We start from the raw sequence: 19,977 nt of genomic DNA on the forward strand, positions 1-19,977 counted from the left end.
TTGTATGTTATTAGAAATCAATCATTTAGAAAAAGTTTACCGCACGCGCTTTTCAAAAGAGGAAACTCGTGCCTTGCAAGATGTGGATTTTAAGGTAGAGGAAGGCGAGTTTATCGCCATCATGGGTGAAAGTGGTTCTGGTAAGACGACTTTGCTCAATATTCTAGCAACCCTGGACAAGCCGACGAGGGGTTCTGTTATTTTAAACAATCAGGATATTACGAAAATCAAGGAAAGCAAGTTGGCAGATTTCCGTTTGCGTAACCTAGGTTTTGTCTTCCAAGATTTTAATCTCTTGGACACCTTGTCCATCCAAGACAATATCTTTTTACCTCTGGTATTGGCCCGTACCAGCCATGAGGAAATGGAAAAACGGTTGAAAGTTTTGGCACCAAAACTGCGGATTCAGGATTTGCTGAAAAAACGTCCTTTTGAACTATCTGGTGGACAAAAGCAGCGCGTGGCCATTGCCCGTAGTTTGATTACTCAGCCACAGATTGTCCTAGCGGATGAGCCGACGGCTGCCCTAGATTACCGCAATTCGGAAGACTTGCTGAATTTGTTTGAGGACATCAACTTAGATGGACAAACCATTCTCATGGTAACCCACTCAGCCAACGCAGCCAGCCATGCCAAACGGGTTCTTTTTATCAAGGACGGTCGGATTTTCCACCAATTGTACAAGGCAGGTAAGAGCAATCAAGACTTTGCCAAGGAAATTTCGCTCAATATGTCTGCACTTTTAGGGGGTGAGTAGATGTTTTACCTCAAACTTGCTGGACAAAATATCCGAAAATCTATGGGTGTGTTTGCTCCCTTTGTTTTAGCCAGTCTGGTCCTCTTTACCTTGATTTGTTCTATGTTCTTGCTTATGCTGAGTCCAGTCATGAAAACCATGGGAACAGGTGCCGTGTCTATCGGGCTGGGTGTCGTTGTATTGACCATTTTCTCGCTGATTATGGAAATATATAGCTTTAATTTCCTCATGCAACAACGGACTAGAGAGTTCGGTCTCTACAATATGCTGGGGATGAACAAGAAGAAGGTGGCCTTGGTTGCCAGTATTGAATTGTTTTTCATCTTCCTCTTGGTTATTGTGCTAGGTTCTGCATTAGCAGGTGTATTTTCAAATGTTCTCTACTTGATTTTTGTGAATTTGACCAATTATAGTGACTTACACTTTAGTATTTCACCTCTGGCATTTGTCCTCACGGCCTTGCTCTTTGCAGGCATCTTCTTCATCTTGGAATTGCTGGCTATTCGGACTATTGGCAAGACCAGTCCGCTGATTTTATTCCGAGCTAGTGAAAAAGGTGAGAAGGAGCCACGTGGGAATCTCCTCTTGGCTGCTCTCGGTGTCCTTAGCCTAGGTGTTGGATACTACCTGTCAGTTTCTTCTCAATCGGCAGGTCTGGCTGTTATTTATCGTTTCTTTATCGCTGTACTCTTTGTCATTGCGGGGACCTATCTGTTCTACATTAGCTTTATGACTTGGTATTTGAAGGCTCGGCGGAAAAACAAACGCTATTTCTACACGCCAGAGCATTTTATTACTACATCGCAGATGATTTTTCGGATGAAGCAACACGCAACGGGTTTGGCTAATATCACACTACTTGCGGTCATGGCCTTTGTGACCATTGCGACAACGACATCCCTCTATACAGGTATGGCAAATATGACCAGTGGACTTTATCCAAAGGAAACATCCATTACCTATCCTGTTGCGGATAGGAGTCAGGGTGAAATGGCCTTCCAGCAATCGGTGCTCAGCCATTTTCCGGAAAAAGCGGAAGATAGCCTGACCTATATGACCTACCAAGCTGGTCTGGTCTATGATGGTGGGAGTGAGATTGTCATCAATCCAGAAACTATTGCCAATCCAGACTTTAGCAAGATGGCCGTTACCTACTTCATCAGCCAAGATGATTTCAGGAAGTTGGGCAATGACTTGCCAGAGCTGGCTGCCAATCAAGTTGCCTTTATGCGTCCGAGTGAAATGCCGTCGTTAGAGAAAGTCACTTTGGGAGATAGTACTTTCGAGAATGTAGGCAATCTTGATACAGCTATTTTCCCTGATATTACTAATACGCTCAATGCTGCTGTTATGGTGGTTAGTGATGATAGTGTTCTTGAAACCATTCGCAGTTACTATGAAGCAAATAATCCACAAGGTTATCAAGTCAGCATGGATTACCGTGTCTTTACCGACTTGACCAATGAGGAAGTTGCCTCTCTTGGAGAGCAGTCTGGGGATATCTATCATATTCTGGATGAAAATGGGGAATATCTTGGAAATGTTATGCAAAAAACAGACTTTAATAATATGCTCATGGGCTTCACAGGTGGGTTCCTCTTTACAGGCTTCTTGTTGGGTATTAGTTTCTTGCTAGGTGCTGCCTTGATTATCTACTATAAGCAGTATTCAGAAGGTCATGGGGACAAGAAATCCTACAAGATTTTACAGGAAGTGGGTATGAGCCAGCAGGCTGTCAAGAAAACTATCAACTCTCAAACGCTTTTGGTCTTCTTCATGCCACTGGCTATGGCGACCCTGCACTTTGTCGTCGCCCTGGTCATGCTCAAACAAATGTTGATGATGTTCGGTGTGGTTTCTTCCAGCATGATTTACACGGTTAGTGGTATTACATTGCTTGCAGTTGCCTTGATCTACTTTGTCATCTACAAGTGGACCAGTCGAACCTATTATCGTATTATTGAACGATAGCAGAAGTCTCGCTTATGCGGGATTTCTTGCTTTTTATAACTGCATCAGTAAGGGCAATTAGGACAAGTAATGATGTATTTGGTACAATATTAGTATGAAAAAAGAGAAGATTTACATTGTTGAAGATGATGAGATGATTGTCCAGCTCTTGAAACAGCATTTGGGAAAATCTTATCAGGTAGAAAGTGTGCAGAATTTCCGAGCTGTCAGTCAGGAAGTGGCGGAACTCAAACCAGACTTGGTGCTGATGGACATTAGCTTACCCTATTACAACGGTTTTTACTGGACGACGGAAATCCGTAAAACCATGACTATGCCAATTATTTTTATCTCCTCTAGCGATGATGAGATGAATGCGGTCATGGCTATGAACATGGGAGGCGATGATTTTGTTTCCAAGCCTTTTTCACTAGGGATTTTGGATGCCAAAATCGGTGCCTTCCTGCGTCGAGTCAATCAATTCAGCAAAACAACTGACTTGTCTATTGACCAATTCCAGCTTAGTTTGGATGGGCGTTTTTCACGCGAATCGGAACAGGTTCAATTGTCTCCTACAGAAACCAAGATTTTATCCACCTTACTAGAAAGACAAGGGCAGATTGTCAGCAAGGAAGAACTCTTGGAAAAACTCTGGGAAAATGAAGAATTTATTGACCAGAATACCCTCAATGTCAACATGACTCGTCTGCGTAAGAAGGTGAGTGAAGTGGGATTTGACCGTATTCATACTGTTCGTGGCGTGGGGTACCTGGTCAAATGATAGCAAAATTTATCCGAGAATACCGTAGTTTTTACTTCACCTATCTGGTCTTGGCTGGTAGTTTTATCTTGCTCTTTTTACTTTACAAACTGCCCTCCGAATTTCTGCAAAACGCTCTGCTATTGTCCCTAACCCTCTTGATCCTACTGACTGCAGGGCTTTTCTGGAAGTTTCGCAACCGCATGAGAGCCTTGGAAGACTACGTCCATGAAGAAGCTCTGCCCCTGCTTAATAAGCCTGTGGACCTTGCCTATCTCAACTTGATTGAAGCGGATAAGGAGGCGACGCGGGAGCAGCTCTTGGATTATAAGTCGCGGGAAGAGGACCTGCAAGCCATGGTCAAGCTGTGGTCCCATCAGATGAAAGTGCCTTTGGCTGCCCTGTCTTTGATGAGCCAGACTGATAATCTCAACCAGCAGGATGTCAATCACCAGCTCTTACGCTTGGACAATTATATGGCAAATCTACTCAATTACCTCAAACTAACCAACCATGCCAGCGATTTTCGTTTTGAGCAGGTGGAAGTGAGAGAAGTGGTGGTCGATTTGGTCAAAAAATACCGCAATCAGTTCTTGCAAAAAGACATTTCAGTGACTATCGATGGAAATTGGCTACTGAAAACCGACAGAAAGTGGCTCAGTTTTGCCCTATCACAGATCATAGACAACGCCCTCAAGTACAATAAGACTGGTGGTAAGGTGGCCATTGAATTGAATGGGGGAATTTCCATTTCCGATACGGGAATTGGGATTCTGGCAGAAGACCTTCCACGCCTATTTGATGAGGGATTTACAGGTTTTAATGGCCGTGAACACCAAAAAGCGACAGGTTTTGGGCTCTATCTGACCAAGCGGGTCTTGAATCAGTTGGAACTAGCTATTTCCGTGGAAAGTCAACTGGAAGTTGGTACAACTGTAAGCATCACTAAAGTACAGTAAAAGCTGTGCTTTTTTCGTTTTGAAACCGCTTCGAAAATATGATATACTAAATTCAGTTTGAATTAGGAGGTTACTATGTCCCACCATCACGTCTTGCAAAATGGATCAGATATTCGTGGCATTGCTATCGCTACAGACGAATATGCTGTCAATCTCACTCCACAAGCCACCAAGGAAGTGGTTCGCGGACTTATTCATTGGCTAACTCAGAAGCCAGAACTGGCGCAGGCCTATCAAAAAGGGCAATTGACCATCGGTATCGGTCGAGATAGCCGCCTCAGCGGTCCAGACTTGGTTTCAGCCTTTACAGAAGAAGCCGTTCGTCTGGGGGTTCAGCTGATTGACTTTGGCATGGCCACTACGCCAGCTCTCTTCATGAGCACCCAGTATCCTCAGTTCAAGTGCCACGCTGGCGTCATGATTACCGCTAGCCACCTGCCCTATTATTTCAACGGCATTAAGATTTTTTCGGAAAATGGCGGAGCGGAGCACGAAGATATTGACTTCATCCTCTCGCATAGTGAAGACTTGCCAGCTTCCTCCCTTGGAAGTGTCACCAGTGCTGACCTGATTACGCCTTATGCCCAAGACTTGGTTGGTAAAATTCGTACCGCCTGTGGTGGACAAGAAAAACCACTGACAGGTCTTAATATCATCGTCGATGCTGGAAACGGTGCAGGCGGATTTTTTGCTGAGAAAGTTTTGGCAGAATTGGGAGCAGATACCACAGGCTCGCAATTCCTAGACCCAGACGGAACCTTCCCAAACCATGTTCCAAACCCAGACAACAAGGAAGCGATGGAAAGCATTCGTCAGGCCGTCTTGAAGCAAGGGGCAGATCTAGGCATTATCTTTGATACCGACGTTGACCGTGCCGCCCTGGTCACCAAGTCAGGAGAAATTCTCAACCGTAACAACCTGATTGCCGTTCTCAGCCAGATTGTCCTAGCTGAACATCCAGGAACCAGCATTGTGACCAATTCCCCGACAACTGAACACCTGAAAGTCTTTATAGAAAGCCTGGGCGGCAAACAAATTCGCTATATTTCAGGCTACCGTAATGTCATCAACCGTGCTATTTTAGCCAACCAAGAGGGAATTGATTGCCAGTTGGCTATCGAAACTTCTGGACACGCTGCCTTTAAGGAAAATTACTTCCTTGATGACGGAACCTATGTGGCGGCTAAGATCCTCATGCTCTTACCAAAACTGCAAGTGGAAGGCAAGTCCTTGGACGACTTGATTGCCCAGCTTAAACAACCGCTGGAAACCCAAGAAGTGCGTTTCAAACTAGAAGCGGTAGACTATCGAGCACTGGGTGAACAGGTTATTGCTGACCTCCGCCAAACCAGTCTCGAAGGCTTTGCTTTTAACCCAGAGAATGAAGAAGGAGTGCGGTTTGACCTGACTGAGCCTTATGGTGACGGCTGGCTCTTGCTCCGCATGAGCCTCCACGAGCCACTCTTGGTCTTGCAGGTGGAGAATGACCAGGCTGGCTATATTCCTGCTGTTCTGCGTACACTCTCAACATTTTTGGAACAGTACCCAGCAGTCAATCAGGACAAATTGAAAGCATTGCTATGATTGAAAACACGAGTAAGCTCAAACTTACTCGTGTTATTTTACATAATTTGTTTTACGTAACATCACAATTGATCCAGTGCATTTTTCTGCTCATCTTTGACGATATGGGTATAGAGGTCGGTGACCTGGGTATTGGCGTGACCCAGCTGGTGACTGACCAGAACTTGCGACTTGGTGGCGTCGTAGAGCCGTGTTGCCAAGGTATGACGGAGTTTGTGGGGTGTCACACGTATCTTGAAATCCGCAGAGTACTTAGCCACCATTTTTTCAATAGAAGAAGCGTCGATACGATTAGGCAGACCACGGTATTCAGACAAGAAGAAGGCTGTATCCGTTTTTTCAGCCTTGTAGCGTTGCTGACGGATGCTTATATAGGCTTCCAGATAGGGTTTGGCAAAGCCAGCTACATTGACCGAGTCCCGTTTGCCCCCCTTACGCGTCACCTCGATGATCATCATATTGAGGTTTACATCTCGAAGGTCCAAATTCACCGCCTCTGACAGACGGACTCCAGAAGCCAAGAGAAGTGCCAGAATCGCCAAATCCCGCTCCTTATTTTTCTGGAAGGATGAGAGGGCACGTTTGGATAACTTTACCTGGTATTCTTTATCAACATAGTCCAAGAACTCCATCGTTTCATCTCCCAAAAAGAGCTTTTGCTTGATATTCTCCGCCCGCGCTGCCAAGGTTTCCTTCTTCTTCTTGGTGGACACCTTCTTCATGACATTGCGATAGAAGTAGGGCTCGCCCTGCTCATTTTCCACTTCTTCGGTTAAATACTTGAAGAGACTAGAAAGGGCCGAGAGGGTACGGTTAATGGTGGTCTGCGACACACCATTCTGCGTGGTATTGGCGTTCAGCAAGGGACGCTCTCGCAGATATAGAATAAAGGCCTCCATATCTTTCTTGGTCAGATGTTCCAGAATATCCAGCGGAATGTCAGCAATCCGTTCAACAGCGACTAAATCTGAATCCTGTAACCACTCAAAAAAACGACGGTATTCTTTTAGATATTCGTACAAGGTTGTAAAACTGTAGGGCACAGACATCTTGGACTGATAATATTCCAAGACATACCAAGGCATGATTTCCTTCAGTTGCTCAATTTTTTCCAATAATAATTCGCGACGCATGATGTTCTCCTGATTTTAGCTATATGAGTAGTATAGCATAATCTTTTATAAGTTTCAAGAAAATTATAGTTTTTCGGAAAGATGTATATAGGATATTTGTACTATATAACCAAAAAAATTTTAATAACATTTCAAAAATCTACATTATTTCAAGGTAAACTCACTGAGCATTAGAATCTCCTTCGCAACCTCTTCTGGCTTCAAACTGTCTGTGTTTAACCTTTGCCCCGGAATATGACTTTCAAAAGCTTTTAAACAAACATCAAGATGCCTTTTGGCCCAGATGTTGTCTTCATTGACTCGATTATCTAAACGTTCTAAAATGGTTGTTTTGTCAGCTAACAAAATATAATGTTTCAAAGGAATCTTATCCTTTATCAATTGCTGAATAATCTCATGATAATATTCTTTCTTATAGATTGTCATGGGAATAATAATAATCTTATCAGTTTTAGACGCTAAATCAAATACTATTTTATAAGTAATCTGTCGCCAAACGGAATAATCTTGAAAATCTTCAGGACATACAGTCTGAGGTAATTGATGTTGTAAGAAATCACCTAGTAACTCGGGATCATAGAGATATGAGTTTTCTATTCGTTTGTGTAATATATTTGCTAAAGTAGTCTTTCCGACACCGAATGGGCCGTTTAACCAAATAATCATATAGTTTTCCTTTCTATTTTTACAAAAAAAGTTTACACAAAATAAATTATGTAAACTTTTTCTTTTATAAAATCAATAAAACATATAATACTAGGACACTAATGATACTAAATAGCGAACCAATTAAATAGTATTCAGCAAAGGCTTGGCTTTTGGATATTTTATCATAGCGTGCGATGGACTTTGCTGTAAATACCAGTCCGATAGCTGTGTATTGGCCTAGAAGCAGAAAAATTCCCATTATGAGGCGCTCCAATTGACCAATCAAGGCTCCTGCACCTGTCACTGTCTGCTCTTCTTCTCCTTCCACTACCTGATATTTGCTAAAGTAGAGTTTGAAAAGAATATTGACGGGCTTGCTGATCAGGAGGATAAAAAGGATTTGCAGGAGGATATAATTTGGTTCAATCCAGAGTGAGTGTGAAGCGACATTGACACTGATAGTGTGATAAAGAATGATGATAGAGATGATATGTAGCAATTGATCAGCTAAGAATGCTCCAGCTTCCCAGGAGTCCTTTATCCAATGGTGTTTGTTGAGAAAATATTTGACATAGTCTATCGCAAGATGGCTCAGCCAAACTTGAAAAAATAAATCTCCGTTTTGAACGGGGGTAAGTAAGGCTAGAATAAGAAGAGGGATAGCAACAATGAAAAGATGCATGAAAAGAGCTTTCAACTGAAGCTTTTTAGCATCTGCCAGTGCTTGACTTTGGAAGGTGAAATCACTTAAAAAGTGAGCAATAAGCAAGGCGGTTAAAACTGGATGTTGAATAAGATAGCTAGAAATAACTGAAAATGACATGCTTTACCCTTCTTTCTGACTGAGCTGGAGAATCAAATTCATGGCAGTTTGACGATTACGCAGGTAGAGTTTGATTCCACTGGATTTCAAACGTTTGGTAAAGGCGCTTTGAGTGAGTTTCATTTTCTCAGCAATTGGCTTTTGTGTGAAATCTTCTTGATAGATTTTTTGGGAGATTAAGGTTTCAAACAGATCCGTTTGTGAACGATTCCAGGCAGCTTTGATGAAATCGCTAGAAGTTAGCAAGGGGTTGATCACACGATCGATTTGCTTGTATTCAGATGAAAATGCAATTTTGCTGGTGCCATAGTCATGGTTGTCGTGGATAAAGTCAATAGCCTTGCGTGCTTCCCAATAAGCTGGACCATCTGCTCCAATGCTTAGCTTGGGATCGATAGCTGTTAGAATCTCACCCAAACCAATTCCAAATCGAATCTCCACCTCATCACGAAAGGCTAATTGGATTTGGTCAATCATCAAAAAGATATAAGGGTTAGGCTTGCATAAAGCTTGAAATTCATCTCCCTTTGTAATGGTAAAAGGTGATGCGAAGTCCGGAGCGAAGGAATGATTGATTCTATTCAGCTGTTGTTTTAGCCGCTCTTGAATACTAGAGCGGTTGGAAGTCTGTTTTGAATTGACAATATCTCCTATTATTGCGATATAATTCATAACTTGTCCTCCGTTTTCTATTATATTTCCATTATAACGGACAATGTAAATATTGTCCACCGAAAGGGACATTTTTAATTATTTCCGTTATAACGGAAAGTAATTGGGCTCGAAAATGATTTTTTCTGCTTTGCTACTCCTATTTTATATTGCTGTATCTTACTTCTTCGAATAAAAAGTAAAAAAGAAGAGATTATTTTCTCTTCTTTTTTGCTTTCTTGATTTTATTGGCTTGGCGTTTCATGGCTTGTTTCATAGCAAACTCGCCGATTCTACCTTTCAGACCGCCTCCAAACATTTGGGACATGTCAGGCATACCAGCCCCTCCCATCAGTTGGCTCATATCCGGCATGCCTGCACCGCCCATCATATCTTCAAGAGCAGACATATCCATACCGTTCATGTTTGGCATGTTTTTAGGGAGATTATTTGGGTTGATTCCCATTTGTTTCATCATTTTGTTCATGTCGCCTGACATGACACCCTGCATCATGGTTTTCGCTTGGTTGAAATCCTTGATAAATTTATTGACTTCGACAAAGCTATTTCCAGAACCGTTAGCAATACGACGGCGACGGCTAGGTGTCAACAAATCAGGATTTTCTCGTTCAGCTGGTGTCATAGAAGATACGATAGCTCGTTTTCGTGCAATTTCACGCTCATCAACTTTCAAGTTGGCAAGGGCCGGATTACCAGCCATACCTGGAATCATCTTCAACAAGTCTTCCATTGGTCCCATATTCTGAACTTGGTCCAATTGATCGATGAAATCGTTGAAATCAAAGGTATTTTCACGCATTTTTTCAGCGAGTTCCAATAATTTTTTCTCATCGTATTCTTTGCTGGCTTTTTCAATCAAGGTCAGCATGTCACCCATGCCCAGAATACGCGAAGACATACGGTCTGGGTGGAAGGTTTCGATGTCTGTGATTTTTTCACCAGTACCGGTGAATTTGATTGGCTGACCAGTAATGTGACGGACAGACAAGGCTGCACCACCACGTGTATCGCCGTCAATCTTGGTCAAAATCACACCAGTAATAGCCAGTTGATCATTGAATTCACGCGCAACGTTGGCAGCTTCCTGACCAATCATGGCATCGACGACTAAGAGGATTTCATTTGGCTGAGCAAACTCTTTGATTTCTCTCAATTCGGCCATAAGGGCTTGGTCAATCTGCAAACGGCCGGCCGTATCAATCAAGACATAGTCATTGTGATTGGCTTTAGCTTGCTCCAGACCTTGACGAACGATTTCTAGGGCAGGGACTTGATTGCCCAACTCGAATACAGGTACATCAATTTGTTGACCAAGGGTCTTCAACTGGTCAATGGCAGCTGGACGATAAATATCGGCAGCAATCAAGAGTGGACGGGCATTCTCTTCCTGCTTGAGTTTATTAGCCAACTTACCTGTGAAGGTCGTTTTACCAGCACCCTGTAGACCCGCCATCATAATGATAGTTGGAATTTTTGGTGATTTGATAATTTCTGAAGTTTCAGAGCCTAATACAGCCGTCAGTTCTTCATCAACGATTTTGATGATTTGTTGAGCAGGGTTCAGAGTGTCAATGACTTCATGACCAATAGCACGTTCACGTACTTTCTTGATGAAATCTTTTACAACTGGCAAGGCAACGTCGGCTTCTAGCAAGGCCAGACGAATTTCCTTGGTTGCTTCCTGAATATCACTCTCAGAAATTTTTCCCTTACGGCGAAGGTTTTTAAAGACGGATTGTAGACGCTCCGTTAAGCTTTCAAATGCCATTTTCTTCTCCTTAATCGCGATTATCTATACTGGACAAAATCAATAATTTTTCTTTTAAAGCCTCATCATCTGAGTAAGCTTCTAAAAGTTCATCCAAAATTTGACTCCGGACTACATAATCAGAGTACATATGCAGTTTCATTTCATAATCCTCTAATAACTTTTCGGTCCGTTTGATATTGTCATAAACAGCTTGACGGCTTACTTGAAATTCTTCTGCGATCTCAGCTAAACTATAATCATCCGCATAGTAGAGCTCGATGTAATTCATCTGCTTGTCTGTTAGTAAGGCAGCATAGAATTCAAATAAGGCGTTCATTCGGTTGGTTTTTTCAATTTCCATAAGATTTATTATACCAAAAATCTCTTCTCTTGATAACTTTTCAAATCAGTTTCTTATTTTGTTTACATAATTTTTGTTATGCAACATCAATTGTTCTCCAGGTAGAACTCAAAACGCTCCCCGACATACTGACTATTGACAAATTCAAAAGCCTGACCATTTTCCAAATAGGAAACTTGGCGCAATGCTAGGATAGGATGGTTTTTTGAAATGTGCAACAGCTTGGCAATTTTGTCATTTGCAAGGCGGGCATAAATGGTTTGCTGAGTTTTCCCAAGTTTAAAGCCGTTTTTGGTTAGGGTTTTATAGAACTGATTGGTGACCTCTTCTTTTTTCATGTCTTGGATAAGCCGAGCGGGAATACTAGCTACTTCATAGACAACCGGAACCGCATCCGCAAACCGCACGCGCTCCATTCGTATCACAAACTCTCCTTTTTCCAAGCCCAATAAGTCAATCTCTTTTTCATTCGGTTTTGTTTTAACGAAAGACAGGACACGACTTGAAGGTTCTTTTCCCTGAAGTTGGACAATTTCAGAAAAAGAGGTCGTTCCGCGCATCTTTTCTTGAACACGGGTATTGGCAACATAGGTTCCTGATCCAACTTTTCGTTGCAACACACCTTCTTCTACTAAGAGGGTAATTCCCTGGCGCAAGGTCATACGGGAAACACCAAATTCTTCTGCCAAATCTCGTTCACTCGGCAGTCTTTGGCCGATGGCCCAAATGCCCTGATCAATTTGTTCCTTAATTTTATCGTGAATCGTTATATAAGCTGCTTTCATCCTGGCTCCTTTATCTCTTCTATTTTATCAAAAAAAATACATTTTAACTAGAATTTCCCAAAATCATCCTCAAATAGAGTTGTCGAAAACTTTCTTAAAATATTTTGTGATACAACCGCAATTTCCGAACAAATAAAAAACATATTTCCTACTTCGATAGGATTTACATGTTTTATAGCTTCTTGTGGAAAATAGTCTGGATTTATGTTAGAATAAAAAACATACATTTAAAATTTTCAAAAGGAATGAGGACAGAATGACTAAACAAGATGTTCAAAAGATTATTGTTCTGGATTACGGTAGCCAGTACAATCAACTCATTTCACGTCGTATTCGTGAATTTGGGGTCTTTTCAGAATTGAAAAACCATAAAATTACAGCTGAGGAAGTCCGTGCCATCAATCCAATTGGTATCGTTCTTTCAGGTGGACCAAACTCTGTGTACGCAGAAAATGCCTTTGATATTGATCCAGAAATCTTCGAATTAGGTATTCCTATCTTAGGGATTTGCTACGGTATGCAGTTAATTACCCATAAATTGGGAGGTAAGGTTGTTCCTGCTGGTGAGGCTGGAAATCGTGAATATGGTCAATCAAATCTTCAACTGAAGACTGAATCAGCGCTTTTTGCTGGAACACCAGAAGAGCAACTTGTACTCATGAGCCACGGTGATGCAGTAACTGAAATCCCTGCTGACTTCCACTTGGTTGGTCTTTCTGCTGACTGTCCTTTTGCTGCTATTGAAAACACAGAACGCCGTATCTACGGTATTCAGTTCCACCCAGAAGTTCGTCATTCGGTTTATGGAAATGATATTTTGAAAAACTTCGCATTTGGTATCTGTGGTGCTAAGGGCGACTGGACAATGGAAAACTTCATTGAAACAGAAATCGAAAAAATCCGTCAAACAGTCGGTGACAAGAAAGTCTTGCTCGGTTTGTCAGGCGGTGTAGATTCATCAGTTGTTGGTGTCCTTCTTCAACGTGCCATTGGTGACCAGTTGACTTGTATCTTCGTTGACCACGGACTTCTTCGTAAGAATGAAGGCGATCAGGTTATGGAGATGTTGGGTGGCAAGTTTGGTCTCAATATTATTCGCGTTGACGCTGCTAAGCGTTTCCTAGACCTGCTTGCTGGCGTATCTGACCCTGAGAAGAAACGTAAAATCATCGGTAATGAATTTGTTTACGTCTTCGACGATGAGGCGAGCAAGTTGACTGATGTTGAATTCTTAGCGCAAGGAACACTTTATACCGATATTATCGAGTCAGGAACGGATACTGCTGAGACAATCAAATCTCACCACAACGTTGGTGGACTGCCAGAAGATATGCAGTTCAAGTTGATTGAACCGCTCAATACTCTCTTTAAGGATGAAGTTCGTGCCCTCGGTACCGCTCTTGGTATGCCAGATGAGGTCGTGTGGCGCCAACCATTCCCAGGACCAGGCCTTGCCATTCGTGTCATGGGTGAAATCACTGAGGAAAAACTTCAAACCGTTCGCGAATCTGACGCTATCTTGCGTGAAGAAATTGCCAAAGCGGGTCTTGACCGCGATGTTTGGCAGTATTTTACGGTCAATACTGGCGTTCGCTCCGTAGGTGTCATGGGTGACGGTCGTACCTACGACTACACCATCGCCATCCGTGCGATCACTTCTGTTGACGGAATGACTGCTGACTTTGCCAAACTACCATGGGAAGTCCTTCAGAAAATCTCTGTCCGTATCGTAAACGAAGTCGACCACGTCAACCGCATCGTCTATGATATCACAAGTAAACCACCAGCAACAGTTGAGTGGGAGTAAAACAGTCTGGGGATAGACTGTTTTACCCGACGCCTGAAAACAAGAAAGTGTCGCAAGCCTGGGGAGAGGCTCTATCAGCCGGTCCATCAAGACTGTTTTACCCGATGCCTAAAAATGAAAAAGCATCGTTGCCTGGGGAGAGGCTCTATCAGCCAGTCCATCAAGACTAATTTACCCAATGCTTAAAAAGTTGTAAGCCGATAGAAAGTCTATTTTCTATGGGCTTATTTTTTATAAAAACTGATTTATATCTACTTGTCTCCTTTATTTTCATATGATAATATATAAGTGTAGAAAGGTAGGGGTTCTTATGCAAAAAAATTGGAAAAAGCTTGCTTTAGGATTTCTTATCATTGGTTTAGCTGGTTTTGGTCTTCACTGGTTCGGCCAAGAACAAAATCGGTTACTAAATGAGCAGTTTGTTCCCTTGAATCTACGGATTATTGATGACTTGGGGACTAAGATTGATGCTATTGGTGGTCCGCAAAATCCGAGAATTATTGAATTTCTACAGCGAGATGACCAGACTGCGATTAGCCAACGAATCAGTGCTGCTTCTGACGAAACACGGAAAACAGCTAAGGCTGATAGTCTGACTCAGAAAGAATGGATTGTTCTCTATCCGCAAACTCGTACTAGCCCTTTTGAAAATGCGACTTCTTACGCAGTTATGAGAACAAATATCAAGGCAGACGGTCTCCAAGTGACGACAAGCCAAGAGGAGGAATTGGAAATCTTTTATGAAAAGACTGATGAGAGCTTACTGACCCTTGAGGATTTGATTGCAGACAAGGATATTTTTCGTGCTCAATTAGAGAAGGTTTTGGTATCATCTTCTACTGCAAGTGTTGCTGCTCAAAAAGTCAATGAGGAACTCATCAAAACATTTGCAGCAGATGATTGGTCTGATATTTCCTTTCGATATGAACAACAAAGCCTTGTGTTACCAACAGCTATTATCTCTATGTCTGCTTTTGTAGAGAGTTTGAATGACACCTATTTTTCAGAGCAGACTTTGGCAGTATTTCGATCCCAAACTTCTTCTGCAACTATAATTGATTATCCATAAACTCTTTTTCGGTAGGTCTTTCTTAATTGCCGTCTCGACTATCTCCGTGGACATTTATCTGGTAGTCTTGGAGCGGGACGGATATTTTCTAGATAGCTGGAAGGCAATTGCTATCCAATATGCTGGCTCGTCTGGATTTTGTAGTCCACGACCACACCGCAATCAAAGCAATCTCAGGTTTTAACTGATGCAGTCTGACTCTAGCATTTTCTTGGTCTGCTACACGGTCAAAACTCCGAAAAATAGGAACAGTACAATCTGCAATTGTTTGGGAGACTTATATGTAAAATAGGACGATATTTACTTGAAAGAACTAAAAAAGACGATGCTCTCTGAATGTGAGAACATCGTCTTTTATCTACACCAGTCTTTCTAGCAATATTAGAAAGCTCAAGGTGTATAAAGTAGTTGGTTGTTGTCTCCGTAAATCACACCGTTTTGATAGACCCAGATTAGACTACCATCGGAACCTTGTAGGAGATTGTATGGAACTGATTCTGTGCGAGTGTAGTTTCCTTCTAACACGATCCAAGCCTTGTCACCGATTTTCTCAGTCGCATAATCAATGCTGACCTGTCCACTTTCAAGTGTCACACCGGTTTCCAGGTTGCTTTGAGAATGGGGGAGAGCGGTTGGTACACGATAAAATGGATCAAAGTTTTCAGTTGAGAGAACGTTTTGCGCTCCAAAAAGTCGGTCTTTTGTTTGGTCAGAAGGATCAGAACCATCTGCAAAAAATTCAGACGGGATAGCCATCCCTTTAGGGACTAGTACCAAAGCATAGCCTCCAACGCCAGAACTAGCTTGCACACTGGTTGTCAATAAACCATTTGACCATACAAACTCACCTGACCAAAATGAATCTTCAGATACAAGGCCAGTTTGGTCAAATACCAATACGTTTCCTTGGCTGTTCATCCATGTTCCCGCCAGACTAGAAAAATCTCCAGCGGCAATTGCATCTAAATCTAATGCCGTATCCATTTGAGTTTCTGAGCTACTAGATGACGTTAATGAGCTAGTCGTAGAAGTCGCTTCAGTACTGCTAGTAGTTGTTTGTGAACTTGTTTGGCTGGTTGAAGAACTGCTGCCACTTTCTTGCTTGGAAGTCATGCTGCAGGCAGTTAAAAAGAGACTAGCCAGTAGAGACAGACTCAAAGTTTTTACAAAGGGTTTATTCATACTTGTTCTCCTTCTCTTCACGATGGATTAAAAAACCAGTAGCTTGTTGGCGCGCCATAATGGTCATATCAGAAATTTGTACATGTGCCGGTTGATTGACGACAAAAAGAGCACAATTTGCGATATCCTCTGCCTGTAAGGCCTCGACACCTGCATAAACTGACTTTGCCCTTTCTTGATCACCTTTGAAACGAACTTGGCTAAAATCTGTCTCAACAATGCCAGGTTGTAATGTCGTCACCTTGATATTGGAGGCCATGGTATCAATCCGAATCCCATCACTAATAAAACGTACAGCTGCCTTGGTGGCCGTATAAACAGCAGCACCAGCGTAGGCGTAAATCCCCGCTGTTGAACCGATATTGATGATATGTCCCTGATTTTTCTCCACCATTTTTGGTAAAAACTGGCGTGTCACAGCTAATAGCCCACGAACATTGGTGTCGATCATGATCAGACTATCGTCCAAACTACTATCCTGATAGGGTTCTAGGCCAAGAGCTAAGCCGGCATTGTTTATCAGAATGTCAATTGACCCATGTTGAGCTAAAATAAGAGATGAAACCTCTTTAACAGCTTCAATCTGAGTGACATCGAGCTGGTAAACCCAAACATCATTTGAAAATTGCGCTTCTAACTCTGATTTTAAGGCCTCTAACAGTTCTAAGCGGCGTCCTAGTAAAATCAATTTGTCACCATTTGCGGCAAAGGTTTGAGCCATCGCTCTTCCAATACCACTAGATGCACCTGTAATGAGCACTGTCCGATTCATTCAATCACCTCTTTCATTAGTATTATAGCACATTCCACAAAAAAGCGGGATAATCCCGCTAATCAAGTTATATAAACAACTTCATAAACCGAATGAGGTACTGGTTGAATTCAACTTGTCGAGAATAGTAGATATTTCCGCCATTCACATACAACTTTCCCCCATTTAGCACCGCTATCGGGTGGTAATAGGTATAGGTCTCACCATCAGAATTTCCTAGACTAGGAGCAACGATGGTAAGGGAATAGTTCTTTGATAATTCGATAGTATTTTCACCACCATTTGCAGCAACATAAGAAATATAGCCTGGACCATAATTATAGGCTTGCACCGCTGTCCAACTGTCCACATTAGCAGCTTCTGCTGCTGCAATCATCTGATTGAGATAAGCTACTCCTACTTGGATACTTTCTCTACTATCTGTAATGGTATTTGTCGTCCCTGTTTCAGCTTCACTAGACTGCATGACATCTGCCTTCAGCCCCTTTGTTTCTGTATATATCATTGCCAGAATCAAGTCTTCACTTGCCGGACTTTGGCTTGAAATCAATACTTCTTGTACAGTGCTTTGAAAGCTCAGAACCTGTTTCACGTTTGTACGAATCACATAAAACTGATAGGCTAAGAAAACAAGGACGACAAGAAAAATCGTTCTTGTTATTTTTTTCATTATTTTGTTTGAATATCCTCTATATTTTTAATTAGGATGGAGTAGGTTCCATTATCATTTTGAATGAACTCAACCGCTTCTGCATCCTGGTAAACAGCATTTGGTACTAAGAGTTCTATACCATTTGACAAGGAGAGTTTTTGATTTTCAAATTTTTTGAGTTGACGGCTAGAGTCAATCTCTTCGAACGTAATAGGCTCTGGCACTACTTCCTTTAGTTCATCGACAAAAGACAGTCGAGCTGTTAAATTTTGATCAAACAACTGGTCTGCCAATTTTTCAGGTGAAAGTGCATTTTCTTCCTCTAAATGATTGAAAATAGCAGCCTTAACCTTGGATTGAAATTGAAAATCATCCTGATTGAACTTTTCAGCGATTTTTTGGGCTGTTTGCTCTACTGCTTTAATAGATTTTTTAGCAGAAATACGAGGATTATCCTGTAACAAATTATCTGAAAAATAGTGAAGAAAGGCACCGTTGTATTTAATACGTTTTTCAATCAAATGGTATTTGAGTGTTAAACGGTTCAAAATAAATGCCTCGTCTGGAGCGGATCCAGCACTAGGCAAATTATTTTGAGTGAGCGTATAAGGATTTTGGCTGTCAGTTTGCGAATGTACCAGATTCTCTCGTAAGGCAATGCGCATAAATGCCAGGTGTTCTTGACCATTTTTCTCAAAATGAACAAAAATCAAATCATTTGTTTTGAGATTTTCAGATACAGAAAACTCTTCTTTCCAGACTTGGGCAATTTTTCTCGAACTTTCCAATAAATCATCAGTCAATAAGTCCAAGAAAGGACTTTCAGCTCCAAGTTGGCCAGTTTTAGCTTCATCTGAATAAACACGTTCAATTTTCTTGCGAAGATACTCCTCAATTTTTGGAGTAATTTGTACAAAATCGTCTGCCAAATTAAGCTCTGTATCATCAGGGGAAAATTGGTGTATAATCGCTTGTTTAATATAAATATCCATTAATCCAATTCATATAGAGGGAAGCGGTCTGTCAAAGCACGAACTTCTTGACGAACTTCTTCTAGAACGGCTTCATTTTCTGCATTTTCAAGGGCTTTGATTGTCAACTCAGCAACCTTGCGAGCCTCCTCTACTCCAAAACCGCGAGCAGTAATGGCTGCAGAGCCAACACGGATACCACTTGTTTTGAATGGTGAGAGTTTTTCGTAAGGAATTGAGTTTTTGTTGAGAGTGATGTTCACTTCATCCAAGAGATGTTGTGCAACCTTACCGTTCTCAACAACTTTTGTCACATCTACCAAGAAGAGATGGTTGTCTGTGCCGCCTGTGATGACCTTGAAATTAGGGTTGGCAAGGAAGACTTCTGCCATGGCCTTACTGTTGTCAATAATTTTTTGAGCATAATCTTTAAAGGCTGGGTCCAATACTTCCTTGAAGGACACAGCTTTTGCAGCAATAACATGCTCAAGTGGACCACCTTGGATACCAGGGAAGATAGCTGAATTGATTTTCTTGATAAGGGCTTCATCGTTGGTCAAAATCAAACCACCACGAGGTCCACGAAGAGTTTTGTGGGTTGTTGTTGTTGTGATATGAGCGTGAGGAACTGGGTTTGGATGGAGACCAGCAGCTACAAGACCTGCAATATGGGCCATATCAACCATCAATTTTGCACCAACAGCATCAGCAATTTCACGGAATTTAGCGAAATCAATGGTACGGGCATAAGCTGAAGCACCTGCAACAATCAATTTTGGCTGCACTTCTTTTGCCTGCTCTAGAATTGCATCGTAATCCAGCAAACCTGTCTCTTCGTCTACATTGTAAGCAACGAAGTTATAGGTTTGACCAGAGAAGCTAACCGCAGCACCGTGAGTCAAGTGACCACCTGCTGACAAGTCCATCCCCATAACTGTATCGCCTGGTTCAATCAAGGCCATGTAAGCGGCACAGTTGGCTTGGCTACCTGAGTGTGGCTGAACGTTGGCATACTGAGCACCAAAGATTTCCTTTGCACGTTCAATGGCAAGGCTTTCGATGACATCAACGCATTCTGTACCACCATAGTAACGGCGGCCTGGATATCCTTCAGCGTATTTGTTGGTCAAAATAGAACCTTGAGCAGCCATAACTGCTTTTGAAACAACGTTTTCAGACGCGATCAACTCGATATTATATTGTTGGCGTTTTTCTTCAGCTTGAATAGCATCCCAAACTTCTTTGTCGAAATCTTTGAAGTCAACTTTGTCAAAAATCATGTGCGGTACTCCTTTGTAAGTGCTTGATAAAGCGATATTGTAATTTGTCAGATTCATATCCC

Annotated in this window: 19 protein-coding genes; 7 read left to right on the plus strand and 12 right to left on the minus strand. The window is 42.0% G+C overall.

What is annotated here, in order from left to right; translation table 11 throughout:
• Nucleotides 1–4: 4 nt before the first annotated feature.
• The 5 genes from JNG37_RS05095 (at nt 5) to JNG37_RS05115 (ending at nt 6,010) form a co-directional block, all read left to right on the plus strand.
• Nucleotides 5–757 carry an ABC transporter ATP-binding protein gene (locus JNG37_RS05095; RefSeq protein WP_024407069.1) on the plus strand — a complete coding sequence of 251 codons (753 nt, stop codon included), beginning with the start codon at nt 5–7 and terminating at the stop codon, nt 755–757.
• A complete protein-coding gene (locus JNG37_RS05100) occupies nt 758–2,728 on the plus strand; it encodes an FtsX-like permease family protein (RefSeq protein ID WP_158454885.1) in 1,971 nt (656 codons plus the stop codon).
• A gap of 94 nt (nt 2,729–2,822) precedes the next feature.
• Nucleotides 2,823–3,488: a response regulator transcription factor gene (locus JNG37_RS05105; protein ID WP_158454887.1), complete on the plus strand. Its 666-nt coding sequence runs from the start codon at nt 2,823–2,825 to the stop codon at nt 3,486–3,488.
• Nucleotides 3,485–4,426 (plus strand): sensor histidine kinase, encoded by a 942-nt coding sequence (locus tag JNG37_RS05110; RefSeq protein ID WP_158454889.1) that lies wholly within the window; start codon nt 3,485–3,487, stop codon nt 4,424–4,426. Before JNG37_RS05105 ends, JNG37_RS05110 begins: the two co-directional genes overlap by 4 nt.
• Nucleotides 4,427–4,501: 75 nt before the next feature.
• Nucleotides 4,502–6,010 carry a phosphohexomutase domain-containing protein gene (locus tag JNG37_RS05115; protein ID WP_158454891.1) on the plus strand — a complete coding sequence of 503 codons (1,509 nt, stop codon included), beginning with the start codon at nt 4,502–4,504 and terminating at the stop codon, nt 6,008–6,010.
• Between the two features lie 62 nt (nt 6,011–6,072).
• Here JNG37_RS05115 and xerS read toward each other — a convergent pair whose 3' ends face one another.
• The 7 genes from xerS to JNG37_RS05150 form a co-directional block, all read right to left on the minus strand.
• Nucleotides 6,073–7,143, minus strand: coding sequence for a tyrosine recombinase XerS (gene xerS / locus JNG37_RS05120; RefSeq protein WP_158454893.1), 1,071 nt, complete (start codon nt 7,141–7,143; stop codon nt 6,073–6,075).
• A gap of 144 nt (nt 7,144–7,287) precedes the next feature.
• Complete coding sequence (locus JNG37_RS05125) at nt 7,288–7,809, minus strand: AAA family ATPase (RefSeq protein WP_158454895.1); 522 nt, start codon at nt 7,807–7,809, stop codon at nt 7,288–7,290.
• A gap of 64 nt (nt 7,810–7,873) precedes the next feature.
• On the minus strand, nt 7,874–8,614 hold the full coding sequence (locus JNG37_RS05130; protein ID WP_158454898.1) for a DUF3307 domain-containing protein: 741 nt from the start codon (nt 8,612–8,614) through the stop codon (nt 7,874–7,876).
• A 3-nt stretch (nt 8,615–8,617) separates the two neighbouring features.
• Entirely contained in the window at nt 8,618–9,286 is a 669-nt protein-coding gene (locus tag JNG37_RS05135) for a SatD family protein (RefSeq protein ID WP_158454900.1), read from the minus strand.
• 193 nt (nt 9,287–9,479) lie between these two features.
• Nucleotides 9,480–11,054 carry a signal recognition particle protein gene (gene ffh / locus JNG37_RS05140; protein WP_158454902.1) on the minus strand — a complete coding sequence of 525 codons (1,575 nt, stop codon included), beginning with the start codon at nt 11,052–11,054 and terminating at the stop codon, nt 9,480–9,482.
• A 10-nt stretch (nt 11,055–11,064) separates the two neighbouring features.
• Nucleotides 11,065–11,397 (minus strand): putative DNA-binding protein, encoded by a 333-nt coding sequence (locus JNG37_RS05145; protein ID WP_158454904.1) that lies wholly within the window; start codon nt 11,395–11,397, stop codon nt 11,065–11,067.
• 86 nt (nt 11,398–11,483) lie between these two features.
• On the minus strand, nt 11,484–12,182 hold the full coding sequence (locus JNG37_RS05150; RefSeq protein WP_158454906.1) for a GntR family transcriptional regulator: 699 nt from the start codon (nt 12,180–12,182) through the stop codon (nt 11,484–11,486).
• Nucleotides 12,183–12,438: 256 nt separating this feature from the next.
• Between JNG37_RS05150 and guaA the strand changes: the two genes are divergently transcribed.
• Together guaA and JNG37_RS05160 are read left to right on the plus strand one after the other, a co-directional pair.
• Nucleotides 12,439–13,989 (plus strand): glutamine-hydrolyzing GMP synthase, encoded by a 1,551-nt coding sequence (gene guaA, locus JNG37_RS05155; protein ID WP_158454908.1) that lies wholly within the window; start codon nt 12,439–12,441, stop codon nt 13,987–13,989.
• 310 nt (nt 13,990–14,299) lie between these two features.
• Nucleotides 14,300–15,058: a hypothetical protein gene (locus JNG37_RS05160; protein WP_158454910.1), complete on the plus strand. Its 759-nt coding sequence runs from the start codon at nt 14,300–14,302 to the stop codon at nt 15,056–15,058.
• Nucleotides 15,059–15,448: 390 nt separating this feature from the next.
• Here the strand turns inward: JNG37_RS05160 and JNG37_RS05165 are convergent, their stop codons facing one another.
• From JNG37_RS05165 to glyA, 5 genes are all read right to left on the minus strand, one after another.
• On the minus strand, nt 15,449–16,240 hold the full coding sequence (locus JNG37_RS05165) for a DUF6287 domain-containing protein (protein WP_158454912.1): 792 nt from the start codon (nt 16,238–16,240) through the stop codon (nt 15,449–15,451).
• Entirely contained in the window at nt 16,233–17,012 is a 780-nt protein-coding gene (locus JNG37_RS05170; RefSeq protein ID WP_158454914.1) for an SDR family NAD(P)-dependent oxidoreductase, read from the minus strand. The genes JNG37_RS05165 and JNG37_RS05170 overlap by 8 nt, the downstream gene beginning before the upstream one ends.
• A 67-nt stretch (nt 17,013–17,079) precedes the next feature.
• Entirely contained in the window at nt 17,080–17,685 is a 606-nt protein-coding gene (locus JNG37_RS05175; protein WP_187321599.1) for a lysozyme family protein, read from the minus strand.
• On the minus strand, nt 17,682–18,656 hold the full coding sequence (locus tag JNG37_RS05180; RefSeq protein ID WP_158454918.1) for a nucleoid-associated protein: 975 nt from the start codon (nt 18,654–18,656) through the stop codon (nt 17,682–17,684). The genes JNG37_RS05175 and JNG37_RS05180 overlap by 4 nt, the downstream gene beginning before the upstream one ends.
• Nucleotides 18,656–19,915: a serine hydroxymethyltransferase gene (gene glyA, locus JNG37_RS05185; RefSeq protein ID WP_158454920.1), complete on the minus strand. Its 1,260-nt coding sequence runs from the start codon at nt 19,913–19,915 to the stop codon at nt 18,656–18,658. Before glyA ends, JNG37_RS05180 begins: the two co-directional genes overlap by 1 nt.
• Between the last annotated feature and the right edge of the window lie 62 nt (nt 19,916–19,977).

Source organism: Streptococcus suis (assembly GCF_016775005.1).
Taxonomy (GTDB): domain Bacteria; phylum Bacillota; class Bacilli; order Lactobacillales; family Streptococcaceae; genus Streptococcus; species Streptococcus suivaginalis.